Genomic DNA, 20,319 nt, shown 5'->3' with positions numbered 1-20,319 from the left:
GCCGTTTCTGCCAGGGCGTCAAGGATGCCCCCTTGGAAATCCGCGCTTTCCCGTCTTGGCACGGTGGTTGCTGTAACAGGGGCAACCATACCGAGCCCACGGGGAGCCCGACAAATGAAGCTGAACGCCATCCTGTTCGCCACCGCCCTGACCCTGACCGCGCTGCCGGCGCTGGCCTTCGGTCCGCAGGATTTCAACGCGCGGGAGGTCTCCGTCGAGGGGCTGGTCGGGCGCCTGGAGGTCAAGGTCGACGCCAGCGCATCCAAGGTGACCGCCAGCGTCAGCGGCCCGTCGCGCTGGCTGGACACGGTCACCGTCAAACTGGACGGTGACGATCTGCGCATCGTGCAGAAAGATCACCCGCGGGAACGCTTCTGGCGCGACCAGGATGACTGGGTGACGGTGCAACTGACCGTTCCCGCCGGCACGAAGCTGGATATCGACGATTTCTCCGGTGAGGGCACGGTGGGCGATCTGCGCGGTGCCCTGTCCGTCGATGGCATGTCGTCGGGCAAGCTGAATGTGGGGCGTGTCACCACGGCTGTCATCAGCATCGACGGATCCGGTGATGTCACCCTGGGTGATGTCGACCGCGACGTGAATTTCGAGATCAATGGCAGCGGCTCGGTCAAGTCCGGGCGCACCGCCGGCAAGGCGGAGTTCGAAATCAACGGATCGGGCGAGATCGATGTCGCCCATGCCAATGGCGCCGTCAATGCCGAGATCAACGGGTCCGGCGACATCAGCATCCATGGCGGTGTGGCCGATCCGCTGGCCGTGGAAATCAACGGTTCGGGTTCTGTGCTGATGGATGGTGTGGCCAAGAACCAGAGCATCGAACAATCCGGCTCCGGCAAGGTCCGCATCACCGGCAAGGCCGGCTGAGCAATCCCTTTCCCCCTGTATCTGGCGGCTTGATCGGTTGAACGCGGTTCCCCGCCTGTGCGGCGGGGAAGACGCCCCCGGCTTGCCTGCCTGGACCCTTGCTTCAGAGGCATCCCATGCATAAATCCCTGCTGTTGTCCGGTGCCATCCTGGCCTTTGCCCTGGCCACCCCGGTCTTTGCCGAAACCAGCGGCCCGCAGCATTTCAACGCATCGAAGCTGACCATCCATGATGTCATCGGCGAGGTGAAGGTCAGCGTCGACCCGTCCGCCAAGGATATCGCCGTCACCATCGATGCCACCGACCGGGAATTCCCGCTGCTGTCGGCCAAGGTCCAGGATGGCGGGGTGCTGGTCGCCCGCGCCAAGCCGGCGGAAAAGGAAAAGCGCGACTGGAAGCTGAAGGACAATGACGTCGTCATCACCATCGTGCTGCCCAAGGGCACACCCGTCCATATTGATGACATGATCGGGAAGTTCGATGCGGGCGATCTGGATGCGCCGCTGACGGCGAAGATCAAGGCGGCGGTCGATCTGCATACGGGTCAACTGCACAGTGCCGATATCGATGTGGCCGGTGCCGCCGATATCGAAACCGGTGACATTGCCGGCAGTTTGAAGCTTGCCATTGCCGGGGCCGGCAATGTGGATATCGGAACCGTGCGACAGGGGGCCGATATCCGCATCACCGGCTTTGGTGACGTGGACGTCGCCGGCGTTCGTGGACCCGTCTCGGTGCGGGTCAGCGGTGTCGGCGACGTTTCCCTGAAAGGCGGCGATGCTGATCGGCTGGATGTCAGCGTGTCGGGCATGGGTGCCGTCAGCTTCGAAGGCGAGGCCAGGGAACGCCATATTGACAGTTCCGGCCTGGCCAGTGTGAAGATCAACGGCAAGAAGGTGTGACGGGGCAGGCTGGTTGCCCAGCGCCGTTGATCACTCGGCGGCGCGGGCGGCGGCCTGGAGGGGCGGGTCCTTGCGGAAGGCGATGGTGACGGTCGCCAGATGCACCCCGAACTTGGACATGGTGGCCCGGTTCAACAGCACCCCGTCCGGCATCAGGAACATCCAGTCGTCGAACCGCACCTTCAGCCGGCTGTCATCCATCTTCAAATTGAAATCATAGACCATGTTATAGGCATTGCCGAACAGCCGGCCCTTGGCCGTGCCGATGGCGTCCGCCGTGGTGCCTTCCCAGTCATTGGGGCCCTGACGGGTCAGGTGCCAGATGCGCTGTTCCACCTCCCCGTCGTTCCAGAGGAAATCCTCGGTCAGGGTCAGGACCTTGCCGTCCCAGTCCCCCTTGATATCGACGGTGAAGCGGCGCTTCACATTGCCGAACCGGTCTTCCACCAGCCCATAGGCGCGGGTATGTCCCTGGAAATAATCCTCCAGGGCCAGGGCGGGCTGTTGATTGGCGAATTGTTCGGGTTTCATGTTGCTGCACCCGGCAAGGGCCAGGCAAAAGCCGGCCAGAAGGAAAAGACGACGGAACATTCCGGTCTCCACGACAGGGGGAGGGGGTGGGCAGTCAGGCGCGGGACCGGCGCCCTTCGATGCGTTCGCGCAGGGCCGCCTGCCGCTCCACCGTCAATGGCCAGTGCCAGAGCAAGCCGACGGCAACCAGCTTCAGCACCACCGGCGCGCCCGCATAGAGCAGCAGAAGTGCTGTCTGCCCCTGTTCCGTGCCGCCCGTGACGGGGTCGAAACCGAACAGGCCCGCCAGCGTCAGGCCCAGGGCCGCCAAGGCTGTCGCCAGCTTTGTCGCCAATCCCCAGAAGGCGAAGAACAGACCGGCCCGCGATCGGCCTGTGCGGGCCGTATCCAGATCCACGACGTCGGCCTGCATGGAAGAAGGCAGGATCAGGTCCGCACCCAGCGACAAACCTGTCATCACGCAGACCAACAGGAACCAGTCTGCATCGCCGGGTCCCAGCAGGGGCACGGGCAGAAACCAGGCGATGTTCCACACCATCGCCCAGCGCCAGACGACATGCTTGCCGTATTTCGCGCTTAATCCCAACCACAGCGGCACCGCCACCAGACCTGATGTGAAATAGCAGAGCAGCAGCAGTCCGGCCTGTTCCCCCGCCTGCAATCGATGCTGGGCGAAGAAGAGGAACAGTTGCGCCGGCAGGCCGTTCGCCATGCCATTGATGACATAGGCCAGGATCAGTTTCCGGAAAGCCCCGTTTGCCAAAATGATCCGCAGCCCGCGGCGTCCGGACAGGGGACGCGCGGTGATCGGTGCCGACGGTTCCGGCACCAGCCAAAGCGCCGACACTGTGAAAAGGGGCAAGACCACCAGGATCGCCAGCGCCAGCAGGCGCAGGGCACCCGCCTCCTGGCCCGCGGCCCCCAACCCGGCCGCAAAGGGCAGGGTCAGGGCCAGGACGGTGCCGACAACTCCCGCCGCCTCTCGATAGCTGGCGATGCGTGTGCGTTCATGATAATCGCCCGACAATTCGGCGCCCCAGGCCGTCAGCGGCACGATCATCATGGTCCAGCCCAGGAACAGGGCGAAACTCCAGACCAGCAGATGCGTTGCCGTCGCCGTCGAGCCCGGCACCAGCAGGAACCACAGCGACAGAAGCGTCAGGGGCAGGCCGGCGGCAATCCAGGGCTTGCGTCGGCCGAAACGGCTGCGCGTGCGGTCGGACAGCATCCCCACCAGCGGATCCGTCACCCCGTCCCACAGCCGGGACAGCAGCAGGACCAGCCCGATGGAAGCCAGGGGAACCCCGGCCTGGGCATAGACGGACGGCATATAGATGTAGGTGGGCAGCAGCAGCATGGCCAGCGGCAGGGCCGGCAGCCCATAGGCCAGAAGCTGTCGCCTCAGTAACGGCATGGGATGTTACCCACGCGAAATGCCCACATGCACCACGTCGATGGTGCCGACGCTGAACCCCGCCTGGCAGTACCAGAGATATTGTTCCCACATGCGTTTGAACCGCGTGTCGAACCCCTGGCTTTGCAGCTCCGGCCAGGCCGCCTGGAACCGTTCCTGCCATTCCGCCAGGGTGCGGGCGTAGTGCAGGCCATAGCTGTCGGTGCTGTCGAAACGCAGGCCTGCGCCTTCCACTTCCGCCTTCAGGCGCGTCGGGCTAGGCAGCATGCCGCCGGGGAAGATGTAGCGCTGGATATAGTCGGCGCCCTTGCGATAGCCCTCGAAATGGTCCTCGCCGATGGTGATGATCTGCAAGGTAGCCTTGGCGCCCGGCTTCAGCCGGTCGCGCACGGCATTGAAGAAGGTGGGCCAATAGCGTTCGCCCACCGCCTCGAACATCTCGATGCTGGCGACGGCGTCGAACTGTTCGCGGATGTCGCGGTAATCCTGCAAGCGGATATCCACCCGGTCCGACAGGCCGGCGCGCGCCATGCGGGCGACGGCGTAGTCATGTTGGGCCCGGCTGATGGTCACGCCCGTGACGCGGGCACCCACCACCTTGGCCGCATATTCGGCAAACCCGCCCCAGCCGCAGCCGATTTCCAGCACATGCTGGCCCGGCTTCAGGTCCAGGCGACGGGCGATGGCCTCGTATTTCCGCATCTGTGCCGCTGTCAGGTCTTCCGGCTGCGCCAGATCGGCATAGACGGCCGAGGAATAGGTCATGCTGGGGTCCAGCCAGCGGTCGTAGAAGCTGTTCCCCAGATCATAATGATAGGCGATGTTGCGCTTCGACCCGCCCTTGGTGTTGGGCTTGGCCGCGTGCAGCAGGAAATTCAGCGCCCTGACCCAGGCCTTGCCGTTCATAGCACGGTCCAGCTCCGCCTCGTTGCGCAGGGCCATTTCGAACAGGGCGGGGACATCGGGGCTGGTCCAGTCCCCTTCCAGATAGCTTTCGCAGAAGCCCAGCTTGCCGCCCAGCAGCATACGCCGGGCCAGCCGGTCGTTGCGCACATATAGCACGCCATGCGGTCCAGTTTCCGATCCGTCGAAACGGTGGCTGCGCCCATCGGGCAGCACGATGGTGACGGAGCCGATCCGGATGGACGGGGCTAGCGACAGCAGCAGGCGCATCATGCGCGACGGCCGGTAGCGGGTGGCGTCCTGGCTGAGGCCGAGGAGATGGCTTTCGGTCTGTTCGGTCATGGCTCCACCATTGTCTGGGCGGTGGTTGAGATGGATCGGGGCGTCGTTTCGGCAAGCGGGTTCCGCCGCACGGGCGGATCGGGCCGGCGATGAAACCGGGCGCCCTTGCGCCACAGCTTCAGCGCCTCCCAATGGATGCCGGCGATCACCTTCAGGGTGACCAGCGGATGGCGGGCGATAGCGGACATCAGGGAGCGTGTGGTCAGGGCCACGCGCCGGCCCGTCTGCGTGGCGACCAGCAGGTCGCCGTCGGCATCGCCATAGCGGATATCGATTGCGATGCTGTCACCGGGCGGCGACAGTCGGAAACGATAGGCGCCGTCGATGGCGAAGAAGGGGGAGACGTGGAATTCCTTGGCATGGCCATGCAGAACTTCCCCCGTTGCCGAAAGCCCCTCCGGCGTGGGCACGACATAGCAATGCTGGTCACCGAAGGTGTTCTTCACCTCGTAAATGATGGCGCGCAGCGCCCGATCGGGCCCTTGACAGAAATAGATCGACAGCGGGTTGAAGGCGTAGCCCAGCACGCGGGGAAAGCAGAACAGGCGGATGGCGCCCCCGTCCAGATGCACGCCCTTTTCTGCCAGCACCCCCTCCACCCAGGGGCGCAGGGCGCTGCCATCGCGCCGTCCATGGTCCCGGTCCTGCACGGACAGCAGGCCCGGCCGATTATGCGTCAATGGCCATGGCAACCGGTCCAGCCGGTCCAGGTCCAGCAGCAGCGAGTAGACGCCATAGCTGAACTGGTGCCGAAAGGGCCGGAAGCGCGCATGGAAGACCCGGCAGAGGTAAAGCGCGTGACCTGTACCGGCATCGTCCATGTCCATGACGGTCACTCCGCGGCCGCCTTGAAGGGCTTCAGTGGCTTGGCATTGCGTCCGGCGGGGGAGGCGTCGGTGACGCTCCACGGACGCTTGGCGCCCAGCGCCTCTGCCACGGCCAGCCCGGCGGACAGCCCATCCTCATGGAAGCCATAGCCCAGATAGGCGCCGCAGAACCAGGTGCGGCGCACACCCTGGATGCGCCCGACCTCGCCCTGGGCGCGGATGGCGGCGGCGTCGAACATCGGGTGATCGTAGATGAATTCCTTGATCCGGTATTCCGGGCGCGGCGGTTGGATGGGGTTCAGGGTCACGAACAGCGGGTTCGACGGATCGATGCCCTGCAGCTCGTTCATCCAATAGGTGACGGCCACCTTGGCATTGCGGTCGCGGGTGCTGTGGGCCAGATAGTTCCAGGCTGACCAGGCCTTGGGCCGCTTGGGCATCAGGGCCGGATCGCGGTGCAGGTGGGCGCGGTTCAACTGATAGCGGAAGGCGCCCAGGATGCGCTTTTCCTCCTCGTCAGCGTCGGTCAGCATGGTCAGGGCCTGATCGGCATGGGCGCCGATGATGACCTGGTCGAAGGTCAGTTCCGCCCCTTCCGTATCGCGCAGGATGACGCCGGTGGGCGTCCGGCGCAGGGCAATGATGGCGCGGTCGGTATGGAAGCGCCCGGCCAGCGTTTCGGCCAGCACCCGGACATAGGTGCGGCTGCCACCCTTGACGCTGTACCATTGCGGGCGGTTCTTGATCTTCATCAGGCCATGGTTCTGGAAGAAGCGGATGAAGCTGTGCGCCGGGAAGGACAGCATCTCTGAAATGGTCGATGACCAGATGGCCGCCCCCATGGGCAGCAGATGGTCATAGATGAAGCGGTGGCCATAGCGCCCGGCATCCAGATATTCGCCCAACGTCATGCCGATGGCCGATGGGTCGCGCAGTAGCTTCGGCGCCTCGCGATAGAAGCGGACGATGTCGCGCAGCATCAGGTGATAGGTGGGCGACAGGATGTTGCGCTTCTGCGCGAACATGCCGGCCAGGTTGCTGCCCGAATATTCCAGCTTGCCGCGGTCCAGCGACACGGCAAAGCTCATGGTGCAGGGCATGGCCGGCACGCCCAGATGGGCGAACAGGGCCAGCAGGTTGGGATATGTGGCCTGGTTGAAGACGATGAAGCCCGTATCGACGGGCGTCATCTTCCCATCGGGGCCGGGCACATCCACCGTGTTGGAATGGCCGCCCAGATAGTCATTCTGTTCGAACAAGGTGACATCATGGCCGTGCCGGTTCAACAGCCAGGCGGCGCTGAGACCGGAGATGCCGGCACCGATGACCGCGATTTTCATCCCAGAACGTCCTTCCTTCAATTCGGTTCAGCCGCCGCGCGCATGGCGGCGAACGCGTCCAATGCGCGCTGGCGGCCCAGCGCATTGTCGATGATGGGGGCGGGATAGGTGCTGCCCAGCACCACCCCGGCACCCCGCAGCACCAGGGGCGGCGCCGTCCAGGGTGCATGGATATATTTGTCCGGCAACTGTTTCAGTTCAGGTACCCAGTGCCGGACATAGCGCCCGTCGGGGTCGAATTTCTCCCCCTGGGTCATGGGATTGAAAACCCGGAAATAGGGGGCGGCATCGGCCCCACAGCCGCCGATCCATTGCCAGCCGGCGGCATTGTTGGCCAGATCGGCATCGACCAGCGTGTCCCAGAACCAGTCCTGCCCGGCCTGCCAGGGCAGCAACAGATGCTTGACCAGCAGGGACCCGACGATCATGCGTACGCGATTATGCATCCAGCCCGTGGCCCACAGCTGCCGCATGCCGGCATCGACGATGGGATAGCCGGTGCGGCCGCGTTGCCAAGCCGACAGGGCGGCGGGATCGCTACCCCAGGGGAAGGTTTCGAAGGCCGGGTTCAACGGCTGTTCGGGCAGGGTTGGGAAATGGTAGAGTAGGGAATAGCAGAATTCCCGCCAGCCGATTTCCCGCAGGAAGCTGTCGATCTGGGCCTTGAACCCCTCCGGTCCTGCTGCCGCCGCCATCCGGGCCGCGTGCCAGACCTGCCGGGGGGAGATTTCTCCGAAATGCAGATGCGGCGACAGGCGGGAGGTGCCGTCGATGCCGGGCACATCGCGGCCGGCGGCATAGTTGGCGGCCCCGCTGGACAGGAAGGTTGTCAGGCGGGCGGCAGCTGCGACCTCTCCCACACGCGCACCATCGGCCCAGGCCGCGCGGAACGGACCAGCCCAATCCGGCCGCGTCGGCAGCAGACCCCAATCCGCCAGGTCATCGCCGGCCGGCCGGTCCGCGCAGGGGCGCAGGCTGCTGGGCGCGGGCAGGGGCTGGGGCGGGGCCGTCACGGCCAGGGCCGCCCGCCAATAGGGGGTGAAAACCTTATAGGGCGAGCCTTGTCCGGTCAGTACCTGCCATGGCTCGTTCAGCAGGGAGCCATTGAAGCTGGCCACCTCCACGCGACCCTTCACGGCTACCTTCAGGCGCGATTCGCACTGGACGGCGAACGGCTCGTAACAGCGGTTCCAGACAATCTCGGCCGCGCCGGTCCGGGTCGCCAGATCGGCCAGGACCACGTCCGCCGGGCCACGCAGCAGCAACAGGGGGCAGCCCAGCCGGGTCAGATCGGCCGACAGGTGCGCCAGGCTGTGATGCAGCCACCAGCGGCTGGCGCCACCGCCTTTCCACGCGCCGGGCGTGACATCGTCCAGCACAAAGACGGGCAGCACGGGTCGGCCGGACGCGACCGCGCGGGCCAGGGCCGGATTGTCGGCTAGGCGCAAATCCTGACGGAACCAGACGATGATCGGTGCTTGGTCTTGCATCGGCGGCGATATGTGCGGGTTGTCTAAGGGGCGATCTGATGATGATACGCGCAGGCGGCCGGGTTGGATCACCGCACACGCTATCCCGATGCGGATATATTTCAGATGTTTGACGCTTGACGGTCCGGCCGCACGGTCCAGGCCGGGTTGACGGGTGGCCGCCAGATCAGCCGCGCAGAGCCATGTCGCGTCGCGTAGCGGCATCGGCCGCCAGCCGCGTGGACGGCAGGGGGAACAGCCGGCCTGTGCCCAGCATCCAGACCTGGAATGGATTGCGCAGCAGCCCTGCAACGGCCGGCGCCAGCACGTTCAATCCTCCCGCATAGGCGCCGAAGGCTGGCAGGATCAACCTTTGCCCGTCGCCTGCGAAGCAGCGGGCGCTAATGCGCTTGCCGCGCACAATGGCCGCCGCCTTCGGATGGTAATGCCCTGACAATTCACCGGCGGCCTGGGCCGGGTTCTTTACGGCTTCGTGCCGGAGGACCAGCGGACCTTCCCGCAACTCCTCGCTCACCACCGTCCCCCCCCAGCCGGGCGGCGGGGCCGGGTCATGGTTGCCGGCAATCCAGATCCAGTCATGGTCCCGCGTCAGCGCCGCGATGCGCCTGCCGTCGCTGTCCGATACGCGCGACGCGGCATCGCGGTCATGGAAACTGTCGCCCAGGCAGATTACGCGGGCCGGCCGCCATTGTGCGCACAGGGACTCCACCCGTGCCAGGGTGGCGGCCGTATCATAAGGGGGCAGGAATTGTCCGTGCCGGGCAAAGGCCGACCCTTTTTCCAGATGCAGGTCGGCCAGCATCAGCCAGCCGCGTGTGGGCCAGAACAGGGCGCCCGATGCGTCGGCGCGCAGGGCGGCGCCGTTCAAGAGGATGTCCATGCCCGGATCTCAATCCAGTGTCAGGCCGCCATCCTCGGCCAGCGGCCAGGACGGGTTGTGGGCGATTTCCCAGTAATGCCCGTCGGGGTCGGCGAACAGGCCACTATAGCCGCCCCAGAACTGTTCCGCCGGTGCGCGCACCAGCCGCCCGCCCTGGGTCAGTGCGAAGGAGACAAGTCGATCGACGTCGGCCCGGCTGCGTACATTATGGGCCAGCATGGTCGGGCCGGGCGGCACCTTTCCGGCATCCGCTGCCACTTCCCGGTCCCATCCGGCCGCATCCAGCAGGGCCAGCGCCATCCCACCCGCCTGGAAGACGGCGAAACCGGGCTGGCTGGCACTGCCGGCCTGCCAGCCCAGCCCTTCATAGAAGGCGCGCGAACGGGCGACATCCGCCACCCGCAATGTGACCAGGGAGATGCGCTGTTCCATGTCGACCATCCCGGCAAAAGGAGAGAACCATTGGCCCATAATGCGCTGCAAAGGGCAAGTGCGACCCGTCCTGTTGCGTCGCGGCATTGGCCCTGTGCTCTCGCGAATACAAGACCTATGGTCGTCTGGCACTATTTTCCACAAGCATTAGCGCATTCGCTCGGGATCACTGAATTGGCACCGCCCCGGGCAAACAATTTCTGCCGCTTATATTGCCCTCTTTCACATGTTTGAAAACTTCACTACAATATTAAGCTGTTAATTTTCCCCGGGGCCCCAGGTGCTGACCAATATCATCGCGCTGGTCCAATTTGCTGTGGTCACGTTCCTCGCGGCGGTCGGGGTGAATCTGGTTGTCTCTATCGGGTCCCATATCATTTCCAAGGTCATGCGCGTCCAGGCGGGTGAGGACATGTTGCGGACCCGTCTGGCCCGCTATGCGCGTATCGTCACCGGGCTGTCAAACCGGGTGGAAGCCCGCAAGAACCTTGCTGCCGGGGCCGCGTCGCAGTTGTTCGGCGCGGAACGGCAGGAAAAGATGTTGAAGGCCCGCGTGCGGGAGCTGGAGAACTGCCCCCATCGCTTCGTGCGCATGATCGGGGCGGAGCAATTCCCCAACAAGCCCTATGAATTCCTGGTGCTGAACACATCGGTGTCGCATCAGGTCAAGCGTGGGGAAAAGCACCCGTTCTTTGACAGCAGCTGGGCTCAGCCCTGTCCCGTGCATGTCTGGGCCCGCGGTCCGGAGGAAGCCCGGGCGGAGTTCGAAAGGGTCTATCCCAAGGCATCCGGCTTCAAGGCCGTCTTTGCCCAACCCCTGACCGGTGTTGCCGCGCCCAAGGGGGAAGAAGGCGAAGGGGCGGACGCGGGCGCTGCGGCACATGCCCCAGCGGAGATGGAGGCGGTATGAGCATATTCTCCATGGCCCTGGGGGTAATGATCGTCTTTCTGTCGGTGAAGCCGACGGTGCTGAAGGCCAACCGCACGATCAAGGAAACCAAACGGGCGATGATCGAGCTGCGGCGGCGCCAGTTTGCGCTCAGCCAGAAAATACGGGCCCTGGCGCGGGAAAGCCTAGGGCAGCGCCTGACAGCCGGCCAGGACGATATGGAAGCCCAGGCCATGTCACATCGCGTCGGTCATCTTCAGCGCATGATCGAGCAGTTGGAGTCGGAGGATCGCCGTGTCCTGGTGATGGATGAACGGCGCGGCCTGTCAGAGACGGGCTGGATCATCTGTGTCCGGCGCCGGCCGGAGGCGGCATCGACGCTGGAGCCGTCCAACATCACGCGGCTGTGGGACGAAGGGCGTTATGTTTTCTTCTTCGCGTCCGATCAGGCCAGGGCCCGCCGCAAGGTGCAGACCCGATTCTCGGAAGAACATGGCTATACGATCGTTGACGTGAAGCCGCATGAGGGCGATCTGTCCGATCCGCCGGCCATCGGCGTGCATAATCCCAACAAGCAGAAGCAGACCGCGTAATCGCGAATCTGTGACGTGCTATCATGCCCTCAATCGCCGGCGCCAACATCGGTTGGCTTGGGCTTACGCCGCACGCGCGGCGCGGCGGCAGTAGCCGCCATACCAAGTTGCGATAAGCTCTACTCATCACAACTTGGTGTCAGCGCAGGCGTCAGACGCGGACATCCAGCAGATAGCCGCGCAGCACCGTGGGCTGGATCGGGTCCAGCGTGACGGGCGGCACGGGTGGCAGGCTTTTGTCCGGCAGCTTGGGAGCCGGGGCCGGCTGCGGCGGCGGTGGGGCTGGCGCAGGTGCTGCCGACTGCTTGCCCGGCGATCCCTCCGGTGGGGGAGGGGCCGGGGCAGTGTAGGAGCCGGTGCGGCCGTTGCTGATTCCATTCATCGCCATGGGTGCAGCTTAACTGTGCAGGGGGCGCCAAGGAAATGGGCAAAGACACATGCCTTCCCGGTTGGGCCTGCGCCTGCCACATGATCAAAAAAAACGGCCGGAAAACCATAGGGTTTCCGGCCGAGTTGAACAGGGAGGCTTCACGTCTGGGAGACGCTGGGTCAAGGACCCAACCCCGACCGGGTAAATCGGGGTGAAACATCGCTGCTGCGTCGCAGCAGCGATGGCCTAAGATTTATGCATCTCGGCTGATTATACCAGGGGTGAAGCCAAAGCTGAGTTATGCGTTCTGCGCATGGCTCGCGGGGAAGGTCTCGGCGACCTTCTTGACCAGGAAATCGCGGAACACGGCGATACGCTTCGAGTGGCGCAGCTCCTCCGCATAGACGAAATAGGCGTCGATGCGGGGACCGGACACTTCCGGCAGGACGCGGACGATGTCCGACTGGCCGTCGACGACGTAGTCGGGCAGCGACGCGATGCCCAGGCCGGACTGCACGGCGCGGAACATGGCGTACAGGCTGTTGACGCGCAGGGCCGTGTGGCGTTCGCCACCCGGCGGGTCGCCGACATGCAGGGCCCAGTTGATGTTGGAAACCGGCGCCCGCGCCTCGTTCGGGTAGGCGATCAGGTCGTGCTGGTCCAGTTCGGCCACCGTCTGGGGGGTGCCGCGCTTTTCCAGGTAGGACTTGTGGGCATAAAGATGGACGCGCACCGTCATCAGGTGGCGCTGGATCAGGTCGGGCTGACGCGGGGCCGACAGGCGGATGGCGATATCCGCCTCACGCATCGACAGGTCCAGCTCATTATCGTCCAGCAGCAGGGTCAGCTGCACGTCCGGGTACAGGGTCAGGAAGTCCTTCACCCGCGGGGTCAGCCAGGTGGACCCCAGTGCGATGGTGGTGGTGACCTTCAGCGGGCCCTTCGGATGTTCCTTCGATTCGGAGAGCATGGCCTCCGTCATCGAGAGCTTGGCGAAAACTTCACGCGCTGTGCGATAAAGCAACTCGCCCTGTTCCGTCAGAATCAGCCCGCGCGCATGGCGATGGAACAGCGGCACATGGAGGCTTTCCTCCAGCGCGCTGATCTGCCGGCTGACCGCCGACTGGCTGAGGTTCAGGGTTTCCCCCGCATGCGTGAAGCTGCCCGCCTCCGCCACAGCGTGAAAGACGCGAAGCTTGTCCCAGTCCATGGACCCGTCCCTAGATAGTGGCGCAACTGCCGAACGCCGGAAGACGTCCCTGGCGCCCCGTCTGTTGGTCGAACACGGAATGCGCTCGACGCATGGATGATATACAGGCCCCGCTGCCAAAGCTAGGGCTTGTCACCAAATTGTCGATTTACCGCAAGCTATCGTATTGTTCTTGCAACAGTTCGGGGAGGGAAGCCGTCGATTTCGGCCAGGTTAAGGTTGTCAGCAGGGCTGGGAACCGCCGACTCCGGTCCCCATCCCTGCTGTTTTGATCGCCAATCCTTGCTGGATTGTCGAATCAATGTCCCGCCAGGAACTTTTCCACTTCAAGGGCAGCCATGCAGCCCATGCCTGCGGCGGTGACCGCCTGGCGGTAGATCTTGTCCTTGACGTCGCCGGCCGCGAACACGCCGGGAATGTCGGTGCGGGTGCTGTCCGGGTCGGTGACGATATAGCCTTCGTCATCCATACGGACCTTGCCCTTGAACACCTTGGTGGCGGGGTCGTGGCCGATGGCGACGAACACGCCGTCCAGGGCCAGGTCGGAAACCGCGTCGGACTTTACATTGCGCAGCCGCACGCCCGTGACGGCGCGCGGGTCGGTGAAGCTGCTGCCGCCCTTGCCCAGGATTTCCTCCACCACGCTGTCCCAGACCACCTGAATCTTGGGGTGGGTGGCCACGCGTTCCTGCAGGATGCGTTCGCCACGGAAGCTGTCGCGGCGATGGATCAGGGTCACCTTGGCTGCGTGGTGGGTCAGGTACAGCGCCTCTTCCAGGGCGGTATTGCCGCCGCCGATCACGGCCACTTCCTTGCCGCGGAAGAAGAAGCCGTCGCAGGTGGCGCAGGCCGACACGCCGGCGCCCTGGAACTGCTGCTCGCCCTCCACCCCCAGCCAGCGGGCCTGGGCGCCCGTCGCGATGATCACGGCGTCGGCCACGAATTCATCGCCGCTGTCGGCCTTGCAGACAAAGGGCCGCTGCGTGAAATCGACATCGGTGATGATGTCGTAAAACATTTTGGTACCGTAACGTTCGGCCTGGGCCCGCATCTGTTCCATCAGATGGGGGCCTTCCACCGGCTCGGCGAAGCCGGGGTAGTTTTCCACGTCCTTGGTGATGGTCAACTGGCCGCCCGGCGTCATGCCCTGAACCAGCACCGGTTCCAGGCTGGCGCGGGCGGCGTAGATGGCGGCGGTATAGCCGGCCGGGCCGGCGCCGATGATCAGGACCTTGGAACGGTGGGTGGCCATGGGTGCTTCCTTCAAGGGGGCGGTGCCGGCCGGGGGACGGCGCATTTCTGGTTCAGGTACCGAAGATGGGGCCACCCGCGTCGGTCCGGCAAGTTGCCGGCGGCGCGGGGCGGGGTTGCGACCGTACCCGCACCGCGTGATCCGGGCAATATCGGTGCGCAATCGCGACGCGGCCGAAATGCCGACTGGCCGTGGCACGGATGGCGCACTACATATCGGGGCTGTTGCCGCCCGAGAACATGGTTTCGAAATGAAGATTCTGGGTCTGTCCGTGCTGTCCGTCCTGCTGCTGGCCGCGATTTCCGGCGCAGGGGCCGCGCCCGTGCGCAGCAATATCGTGCAGACCGAGAATGTGGAGACCTATCTCACGCTGGAAAGTGCCGGCGTGGCGCCGGGCCAGACCGTCTGGGCCGCCCTGACCCAGAATATCCGGCCGCACTGGCATACCTACTGGATCAATCCCGGCGACAGCGGCATCCCGACAGAGATTGCCTGGACGCTGCCGGCCGGGTGGAAGGCCGACGCCATCACCTGGCCCGCGCCCAAGCGCTTTCCCATCGGGCCGCTGGTCAATTTCGGTTACGAGGATCAGGTGCATCTGCTGGTGCCCCTGACGGTACCGGCCGACGCCCCCGTCGGCAGCCGTGTCCGGCTGACGGCCAAGGCCGACTGGCTGGTCTGCGAGGATATCTGTATTCCCGAATCGGGCGACTTGGCCCTGGATGTGCCGATCGTGGCAGCCGCGGCACCGGCGGCGGAAGCGGCCCCGCTGTTCGCCGCCGCCCGCGCCAGCCTTCCCGTGCCCAGCCCCTATACGGTCCGGCTGGTCGCGGGGGAGAAGGCGCACAGGCTGCTGCTGGAGGCGCCGGGCCTGGATAAGGGCAGCATCCGCGATGCCTTCTTCTTCCCCCATGATTACAAGGTCGCGTCCAGCAATGCCGAACAGCCCCTGCTGTTGGATGCCAAGGGGCTGAGCCTGACCCTGACACCGGGCGGCGCCCTGCCGGCCGGGCCGGTCACAGGGGTCCTGACCTTCACGGAAATGCTGGACGGCAAGCCTGTACACCATGCCTTCGCGGTGGAGGCGGCCGCGGCATCGGGGACGGCCATGCCGGCCGATGGCGGCGCGTCGAAGACGGGACTGCTGTCGGCTCTGCTGCTGGCCCTGCTGGGCGGGGCCATCCTGAACCTGATGCCCTGCGTCTTCCCCGTCCTGTCCATGAAGGCGCTGGCTCTGATGAAGCATGGTCCGAGGCATGCGCGTCGGCATGGCTTGGCCTATACGGCCGGCGTTCTGCTGTGCTTTGCCGCCGTCGCCGGGTCGCTGATCGCGCTGCGGGCCGGCGGGGCGGCCATCGGCTGGGGGTTCCAGCTTCAGGACCCGGTCGTCGTTTCCATCCTGGCCTATGTCATGCTGCTGCTGGGCCTGTCGCTGTCGGGCGTGTTCACCCTGGGCGACAGCGTCATGGGCGTGGGCCAGGGCCTCGCCGGGCGCGACGGGCTTGCCGGCAGCTTCTTCACCGGTGTACTGGCGACCGTGGTCGCCACGCCCTGCACGGCGCCCTTCATGGGGACCGCGCTTGGCTATGCCATCACCCAGCCCTGGCCTGTGGCGATCAGCGTGTTTCTGGCTCTGGGGTTGGGCATGGCGCTGCCGTTCCTGGCGCTGTCCTTCTCACCGGTGCTGCTGCGCCGTCTGCCGCGTCCGGGCGTGTGGATGGAGCGGGTGAAGCAGGCTTTGGCCTTCCCGCTTTACGCATCCGCCGCCTGGCTGGTCTGGGTGCTGTCGATCCAGGCGGGCCCGGCTACGCTGGCAACCGTGCTGGCCGGCATGGTGGCTCTGGCCCTGGCCGCCTGGATTTACGGACTGACCCGGCTGTCGCGGGGAACGGGGCGCTTGCTGGGCACGCTGGTGGCACTGCTGGCCCTGGCTGGTGCAGTGGGCGGGGTCCTGAACGCCGCGCCCCTGGCGGCCCCGGCGACGGGCACCGCCAAGGCGGAGGCCGCTGTGGGCTACGAAACCTGGACGGCGGAAAAGCAGGCGGCCTTGACGGGGGCGGGCAAGCCCGTCTTCGTGAATTTCACCGCTGCCTGGTGCGTGACCTGTCTGGTGAACGAGCGGACATCCCTGTCCACCACCGCCGTAAAGGCGGCCATGGCGGACAAGGGCATTGCCTATCTGAAAGGCGACTGGACCAATCGCGATTCCACCATCGCCCGCGTGTTGGAAAGCCACGGGCGCAGTGGCGTGCCGCTCTACCTGCTTTATCTGCCCGGTCAGGCCGAGCCCGTTGTCCTGCCACAGATACTGACCGAAGGGATCGTGCTGGACGCCCTGGCCGCGATCGGGACGGGCACCCCCAAAGGGTGAGGGAGCAAACCCGGCCATGCGGTGTTTTCTGAGCTGGAGCATTGTCCGGCGTGCCGGGCCGCTATGTCCTTGCGGATATGACCCCTGGCCGTCTTGCGGGGACCGCTCCCACGCCTTATCTTAGAATTATTCTAAGATGGGAGGCGTGCCCCCGGTTACCGGGTGTGGGTCGCCCAGGGAGACAGACAATGGCCAGTTTCAGCGAGAGTCCCGAGCTTCTTCGGACCTTTACCGCCCAGGCCAACCGCTATCCGATGCTGCTGCCTGAACAGGAGGCGCAGCTGGCCCGCGACTGGGCTGACAAACATGACCGCCGTGCATTCGACCAGCTGGTGAAAAGCCACATGCGTCTGGCGGTAAAAGTGGCCGGGCGTTACGCGCGATCCGGCCTGCCCATCGCCGATCTGGTGTCGGAAGCCAATATCGGCCTGGTGAAGGCTGTGCAGCGTTTCGATCCTGGCCGTGGATTCCGGCTGGCGACCTATGCCCTCTGGTGGATCCGGGCCGAGGTGCAGTCCTTCGTGCTGCACAACTGGTCCCTGATCAAGGGCGGCAACACCGCCACCCTGAAGCGCCTGTTCTTCAACCTGCGCCAGACCCAGCGGCGGCTGGGCATCCATGACCGTATCATGAACGATGCCGAGGCGGTGCGTGTCGCGGAGGAACTGGGGGCCAGTCTGGAGGATGTGCGCGAGATGGAGCATCGCTTCGCCACGCCCGTCAGCTCGCTGAACGTCAGCGTGGGGGAGGAGGGCGACAGCGAGGCGATCGACCTGCTGGCCGACGAAAGCGAAAGCGTCGAGGATATGCTGGTGGAGCAGGGCGAGCTGTCGGCCAGGCGTGCCCTGATGCGCGATGCGTTGACCCAGCTGGGCGAGCGGGAACGGCACATCTTCACGGCCCGTAACCTGTCCGAGCAGCCGGTGACGCTGGAGACCCTGGCCCGGCAGTACGGCGTCAGCAAGGAGCGAATCCGCCAGATCGAAAGCGGGGCCTACAAGAAGGTGGTGCGCCGCGTGCGCGATCAGGCGCAGACGCCGTCGCCCATGCCTCCGCCCATGGCGCTGGGCCGGCGCACCGGCGTCATGGCCATGGCCTGACTCCGCGCCCCTGATTTACCTCGCCCCGCAACTGGTGTAGGGGTTGCGCCGCAGCGCAACAAAAGAAACAGCGCGGGAGGGGGAAACCATGAGTGCGACCACCCAGATCAAGCGGATCAGCGTACCGGACATCGCCGCCCGTAAGGGCCGTGACCCGGTGGTGGTGCTGACCGCCTACAGCGTTTCGATGGCCCGGCTGCTGGACCCGCATTGCGATTGCCTGCTGGTCGGCGACAGCCTGGGCATGGTGCTGTACGGGCTGGACAGCACGCTGCCCGTCACGCTGGACATGATGATCAACCATGGTGCGGCTGTCGTGCGTGGCTCACAGCGGGCCTGCGTCATTGTCGACCTGCCCTGGGCCAGCTATCAGGAAAGCCCGGCCCAGGCCTTCCGCAACGCCGCCCGCGTGCTGGCGGAGACGGGTGCGCAGGCGGTGAAGCTGGAAGGCGGGGAGGAAATGGCGGAGACCATTGATTTCCTGGTCCGGCGTGGCATCCCCGTGATGGGGCATGTCGGCCTGACCCCGCAGGCGGTCAATGCCCTGGGCGGTTACCGCGCGCGTGGCCGGTCGGATGCCGAACAGCAGAAGATACTTGGGGATGCGCGGGCCGTGGCCGAAGCCGGCGCCTTTGCCCTGGTGGTGGAAGGGGTGGTGGAACCGCTGGCCCGTCAGATTGCCGAGCAGGTGCCCGTCACCACCATCGGCATCGGTGCCAGTGCTGCCTGTGACGGACAGGTTCTGGTGTCGGATGACATGCTGGGCCTGTTCGGCGGCTTCACGCCCAAATTCGTGAAGCGCTATGCTGAATTGGGCGAGGCCGTGACGGCGGCGGCGGCCGACTACGCGGCGGAGGTGCGGTCGCGGGCCTTCCCGGCCGCCGCGCATGTTTTCACCCCCCGCAAGGGATGAGCGGCTCAGGGCTGCACGGCACCCGCATCGGCCGTGACAACGCCGGTGATGCGGCCAAAGGCGCGGGCCGTGTCACGGGCGTGCAGCGACAGGCCGGCGCGGTGCGCCACCAGATCGCGGATATGCATCAGGGGGATCATGGGCAGATCATTTTCAAGAATGGTCGTCGCCCGTGCCGACAGGGTGGGGATATCGCGCGGGTCGACCCCGCGCGCCCGATGCAGCAGGTCCAGCAGCGCATCGTTGCGATAGGCGCTGGGGTTCGTGGTGCTGTCCTTCTCTGTCGGGCCCGCGACGGCCACATAACCCTCCGTGGCCGATCCCGCCGTCAGCCCCAGGCCTGAAAACATCATCTGGAAATCGCCGGCCGCCACCTTCGGGCGCACCTCGGTGGCCGATATGGCGGTGACTGACAGTTCAATGCCAATGGCGCGCAGCATGCCGGCCAGTGCATCAGCCACCCGGGGCCGGTCGGTGATGCGGGTGACGGGCATCAGCAGGTTCAGGCGCAGGCCGGAACCATACCCGGCAGTCGCCAACAGTTCGCGGGCCGTTTCGGGCTGCGCCACCATCCGGTGCGGCCGGTCTGGCAGATATCCTTCCATGCCCGGCTGGGCCAGTTGCCAGGCAGGGCCGGCGAAACCCTCCAGCCCGCGTTCGACCAGCAGATGCCGGTCGATGACCATGGCGATGGCGCGCCGTACGCGGATATCGGACAAGGGGTTGCGGGTGCCATCGACCAGGTCGGGCCGCAGATTGAAGGTCAGCAGCAATGTGCGGTCGGTTGGCAGCTCCGTCAGCCGCACCCCCTTGACGGAGGAAAGGTAGGGAAGCTGGGCCGGGGCCACATCCTCCATGATGTCGGCAGCCCCGGTGACCAGCACCCGCAGCCGGTCGCGCGCATCCGGCAGGGTCCACAGGACCAGCCTTTGCCAGACCGGACATTCCGACCAGCAATGGGGGGAGGGTACCAGCACCGCCTGACCCGGCGCCGGCGTCTCTGCTGCGGCCACATAGGGGCCGCTGCCCGGCAGCAGGCTGGTCTTGGTCACCGGCTTCACGCGTTCCGGATCGCAGCCCAGCGGTCCGCCACCGGCATCGTCGGGGGCGGCCACAATGAACAGCAGCGACAAGGCAGCGGGCAACAGCCGGTATGGCTCATCCAGGGTCAGGGTCACCTGCCCCTTCGCTTGCGAGATCTGGCTCAGCCCCAGCAGATCGCGGCCGGCGGCGCGAGCCAGCGTCTGGTGGCGGCAAAGGCTGTAAGCCACGTCTGCCGTGGTAACAGGACGCCCCGTCGCGAAGGTGGCATTGGGGGCCAAGGAGAAGGACCAGCTTCGGTAGTCGGCGCTGCCCGTCCAACTGGTCGCCAGCCGCGGCGCGATATTGAAACCGTCGCGCGTCACCAGCGTATCGTACAGATGCTCGAAATACTGGAAATCGGCGCCTGTGCGGGCATGATGCGGGTCGGCTGTGGTCGCCCCGCCGGACAATGCCACGACAAGCCGATCGCCCGCCCTTGCCGACGCGGGGGACGATATCACCAGCAGCACCAGCAGCAGCCGCTGCAAAAGGGGGCGCCAGATCGCCGCCACACCACCATCCCGTTCCGACGCCAGTTTGCGATCGCACCATGCCCGCTGTGCGGGGGCACGGCAAGCGCGCATTACCGTCG

At 65.6% G+C, this 20,319-nt stretch carries 19 protein-coding genes; 7 read left to right on the top strand and 12 right to left on the bottom strand.

Annotated elements, in window-relative coordinates; genetic code table 11:
* The first annotated feature begins 114 nt into the window (after positions 1–114).
* Both ACODTW_RS04295 and ACODTW_RS04290 read left to right on the top strand, forming a co-directional pair.
* Positions 115–885, top strand: coding sequence for a GIN domain-containing protein (locus tag ACODTW_RS04295; RefSeq protein WP_488944679.1), 771 nt, complete (start codon positions 115–117; stop codon positions 883–885).
* 116 nt (positions 886–1,001) lie between these two features.
* A complete protein-coding gene (locus ACODTW_RS04290; RefSeq protein WP_488944678.1) occupies positions 1,002–1,787 on the top strand; it encodes a GIN domain-containing protein in 786 nt (261 codons plus the stop codon).
* Between the two features lie 30 nt (positions 1,788–1,817).
* Here ACODTW_RS04290 and ACODTW_RS04285 read toward each other — a convergent pair whose 3' ends face one another.
* From ACODTW_RS04285 to ACODTW_RS04250, 8 genes are all read right to left on the bottom strand, one after another.
* The gene (locus ACODTW_RS04285) at positions 1,818–2,378 is read right to left on the bottom strand and encodes a DUF3833 domain-containing protein (protein ID WP_488944677.1); all 561 of its coding nucleotides are present in this window, start codon (positions 2,376–2,378) and stop codon (positions 1,818–1,820) included.
* Positions 2,379–2,412: 34 nt separating this feature from the next.
* Positions 2,413–3,732, bottom strand: coding sequence for an MFS transporter (locus ACODTW_RS04280; protein WP_488944676.1), 1,320 nt, complete (start codon positions 3,730–3,732; stop codon positions 2,413–2,415).
* A 6-nt stretch (positions 3,733–3,738) separates the two neighbouring features.
* Entirely contained in the window at positions 3,739–4,977 is a 1,239-nt protein-coding gene (locus ACODTW_RS04275) for a class I SAM-dependent methyltransferase (RefSeq protein WP_488944675.1), read from the bottom strand.
* Positions 4,974–5,804 (bottom strand): DUF1365 domain-containing protein, encoded by an 831-nt coding sequence (locus tag ACODTW_RS04270; protein WP_488944674.1) that lies wholly within the window; start codon positions 5,802–5,804, stop codon positions 4,974–4,976. Before ACODTW_RS04270 ends, ACODTW_RS04275 begins: the two co-directional genes overlap by 4 nt.
* Before the next feature lie 5 nt (positions 5,805–5,809).
* Positions 5,810–7,144 carry an NAD(P)/FAD-dependent oxidoreductase gene (locus ACODTW_RS04265; protein WP_488944673.1) on the bottom strand — a complete coding sequence of 445 codons (1,335 nt, stop codon included), beginning with the start codon at positions 7,142–7,144 and terminating at the stop codon, positions 5,810–5,812.
* A gap of 17 nt (positions 7,145–7,161) precedes the next feature.
* Positions 7,162–8,634, bottom strand: a complete 1,473-nt coding sequence (locus ACODTW_RS04260; RefSeq protein ID WP_488944672.1) for a cryptochrome/photolyase family protein — start codon at positions 8,632–8,634, stop codon at positions 7,162–7,164.
* A 166-nt stretch (positions 8,635–8,800) separates the two neighbouring features.
* Positions 8,801–9,514: a ligase-associated DNA damage response endonuclease PdeM gene (pdeM, locus tag ACODTW_RS04255; protein WP_488944671.1), complete on the bottom strand. Its 714-nt coding sequence runs from the start codon at positions 9,512–9,514 to the stop codon at positions 8,801–8,803.
* Positions 9,515–9,523: 9 nt separating this feature from the next.
* Positions 9,524–9,946 (bottom strand): VOC family protein, encoded by a 423-nt coding sequence (locus tag ACODTW_RS04250; RefSeq protein WP_488944670.1) that lies wholly within the window; start codon positions 9,944–9,946, stop codon positions 9,524–9,526.
* Between the two features lie 280 nt (positions 9,947–10,226).
* Between ACODTW_RS04250 and ACODTW_RS04245 the strand changes: the two genes are divergently transcribed.
* Entirely contained in the window at positions 10,227–10,856 is a 630-nt protein-coding gene (locus ACODTW_RS04245; protein WP_488944669.1) for a hypothetical protein, read from the top strand.
* Positions 10,853–11,428 carry a hypothetical protein gene (locus ACODTW_RS04240; RefSeq protein ID WP_488944668.1) on the top strand — a complete coding sequence of 192 codons (576 nt, stop codon included), beginning with the start codon at positions 10,853–10,855 and terminating at the stop codon, positions 11,426–11,428. Before ACODTW_RS04245 ends, ACODTW_RS04240 begins: the two co-directional genes overlap by 4 nt.
* Positions 11,429–11,579: 151 nt before the next feature.
* On the opposite strand, the gene ACODTW_RS04235 is transcribed toward ACODTW_RS04240, so the two are convergent.
* The 3 genes from ACODTW_RS04235 to trxB form a co-directional block, all read right to left on the bottom strand.
* Entirely contained in the window at positions 11,580–11,816 is a 237-nt protein-coding gene (locus tag ACODTW_RS04235) for a hypothetical protein (protein ID WP_488944666.1), read from the bottom strand.
* Between the two features lie 280 nt (positions 11,817–12,096).
* Positions 12,097–13,008 (bottom strand): LysR family transcriptional regulator, encoded by a 912-nt coding sequence (locus ACODTW_RS04230; RefSeq protein WP_488944665.1) that lies wholly within the window; start codon positions 13,006–13,008, stop codon positions 12,097–12,099.
* A 298-nt stretch (positions 13,009–13,306) separates the two neighbouring features.
* Positions 13,307–14,260 carry a thioredoxin-disulfide reductase gene (trxB, locus tag ACODTW_RS04225; RefSeq protein WP_488944663.1) on the bottom strand — a complete coding sequence of 318 codons (954 nt, stop codon included), beginning with the start codon at positions 14,258–14,260 and terminating at the stop codon, positions 13,307–13,309.
* 250 nt (positions 14,261–14,510) lie between these two features.
* On the opposite strand from trxB, the gene ACODTW_RS04220 reads away from it, so the two are divergent.
* From ACODTW_RS04220 to panB, 3 genes are all read left to right on the top strand, one after another.
* Positions 14,511–16,631, top strand: coding sequence for a protein-disulfide reductase DsbD family protein (locus ACODTW_RS04220; RefSeq protein ID WP_488944662.1), 2,121 nt, complete (start codon positions 14,511–14,513; stop codon positions 16,629–16,631).
* 188 nt (positions 16,632–16,819) lie between these two features.
* Entirely contained in the window at positions 16,820–17,731 is a 912-nt protein-coding gene (locus ACODTW_RS04215) for an RNA polymerase factor sigma-32 (RefSeq protein ID WP_488944661.1), read from the top strand.
* A gap of 88 nt (positions 17,732–17,819) precedes the next feature.
* Entirely contained in the window at positions 17,820–18,644 is an 825-nt protein-coding gene (panB, locus tag ACODTW_RS04210) for a 3-methyl-2-oxobutanoate hydroxymethyltransferase (RefSeq protein ID WP_488944660.1), read from the top strand.
* Between the two features lie 5 nt (positions 18,645–18,649).
* Here the strand turns inward: panB and ACODTW_RS04205 are convergent, their stop codons facing one another.
* Positions 18,650–20,239, bottom strand: coding sequence for an ABC transporter substrate-binding protein (locus tag ACODTW_RS04205; RefSeq protein WP_488944659.1), 1,590 nt, complete (start codon positions 20,237–20,239; stop codon positions 18,650–18,652).
* Positions 20,240–20,319 lie beyond the last annotated feature (80 nt).

Source organism: Niveispirillum sp. FG148, assembly GCF_057809655.1.
The sequence above is the reverse complement of the archived record's forward strand: the minus strand, read 5'-3'. Positions and strand labels throughout refer to the sequence as shown.

Bases quoted from the DNA above. Each gene is read 5' to 3' on its own strand.
- ACODTW_RS04270 (WP_488944674.1), bottom strand. From the start codon at position 5,804: ATGGACATGGACGATGCCGGTACAGGTCACGCGCTTTACCTCTGCCGG.
- ACODTW_RS04240 (WP_488944668.1), top strand. From the start codon at position 10,853: ATGAGCATATTCTCCATGGCCCTGGGGGTAATGATCGTCTTTCTGTCG.
- pdeM (WP_488944671.1), bottom strand. From the start codon at position 9,514: ATGGACATCCTCTTGAACGGCGCCGCCCTGCGCGCCGACGCATCGGGC.
- ACODTW_RS04220 (WP_488944662.1), top strand. From the start codon at position 14,511: ATGAAGATTCTGGGTCTGTCCGTGCTGTCCGTCCTGCTGCTGGCCGCG.
- ACODTW_RS04250 (WP_488944670.1), bottom strand. From the start codon at position 9,946: ATGGAACAGCGCATCTCCCTGGTCACATTGCGGGTGGCGGATGTCGCC.
- ACODTW_RS04285 (WP_488944677.1), bottom strand. From the start codon at position 2,378: ATGTTCCGTCGTCTTTTCCTTCTGGCCGGCTTTTGCCTGGCCCTTGCC.
- ACODTW_RS04280 (WP_488944676.1), bottom strand. From the start codon at position 3,732: ATGCCGTTACTGAGGCGACAGCTTCTGGCCTATGGGCTGCCGGCCCTG.
- trxB (WP_488944663.1), bottom strand. From the start codon at position 14,260: ATGGCCACCCACCGTTCCAAGGTCCTGATCATCGGCGCCGGCCCGGCC.
- ACODTW_RS04265 (WP_488944673.1), bottom strand. From the start codon at position 7,144: ATGAAAATCGCGGTCATCGGTGCCGGCATCTCCGGTCTCAGCGCCGCC.
- ACODTW_RS04295 (WP_488944679.1), top strand. From the start codon at position 115: ATGAAGCTGAACGCCATCCTGTTCGCCACCGCCCTGACCCTGACCGCG.
- panB (WP_488944660.1), top strand. From the start codon at position 17,820: ATGAGTGCGACCACCCAGATCAAGCGGATCAGCGTACCGGACATCGCC.
- ACODTW_RS04275 (WP_488944675.1), bottom strand. From the start codon at position 4,977: ATGACCGAACAGACCGAAAGCCATCTCCTCGGCCTCAGCCAGGACGCC.
- ACODTW_RS04215 (WP_488944661.1), top strand. From the start codon at position 16,820: ATGGCCAGTTTCAGCGAGAGTCCCGAGCTTCTTCGGACCTTTACCGCC.
- ACODTW_RS04260 (WP_488944672.1), bottom strand. From the start codon at position 8,634: ATGCAAGACCAAGCACCGATCATCGTCTGGTTCCGTCAGGATTTGCGC.
- ACODTW_RS04230 (WP_488944665.1), bottom strand. From the start codon at position 13,008: ATGGACTGGGACAAGCTTCGCGTCTTTCACGCTGTGGCGGAGGCGGGC.
- ACODTW_RS04235 (WP_488944666.1), bottom strand. From the start codon at position 11,816: ATGGCGATGAATGGAATCAGCAACGGCCGCACCGGCTCCTACACTGCC.
- ACODTW_RS04290 (WP_488944678.1), top strand. From the start codon at position 1,002: ATGCATAAATCCCTGCTGTTGTCCGGTGCCATCCTGGCCTTTGCCCTG.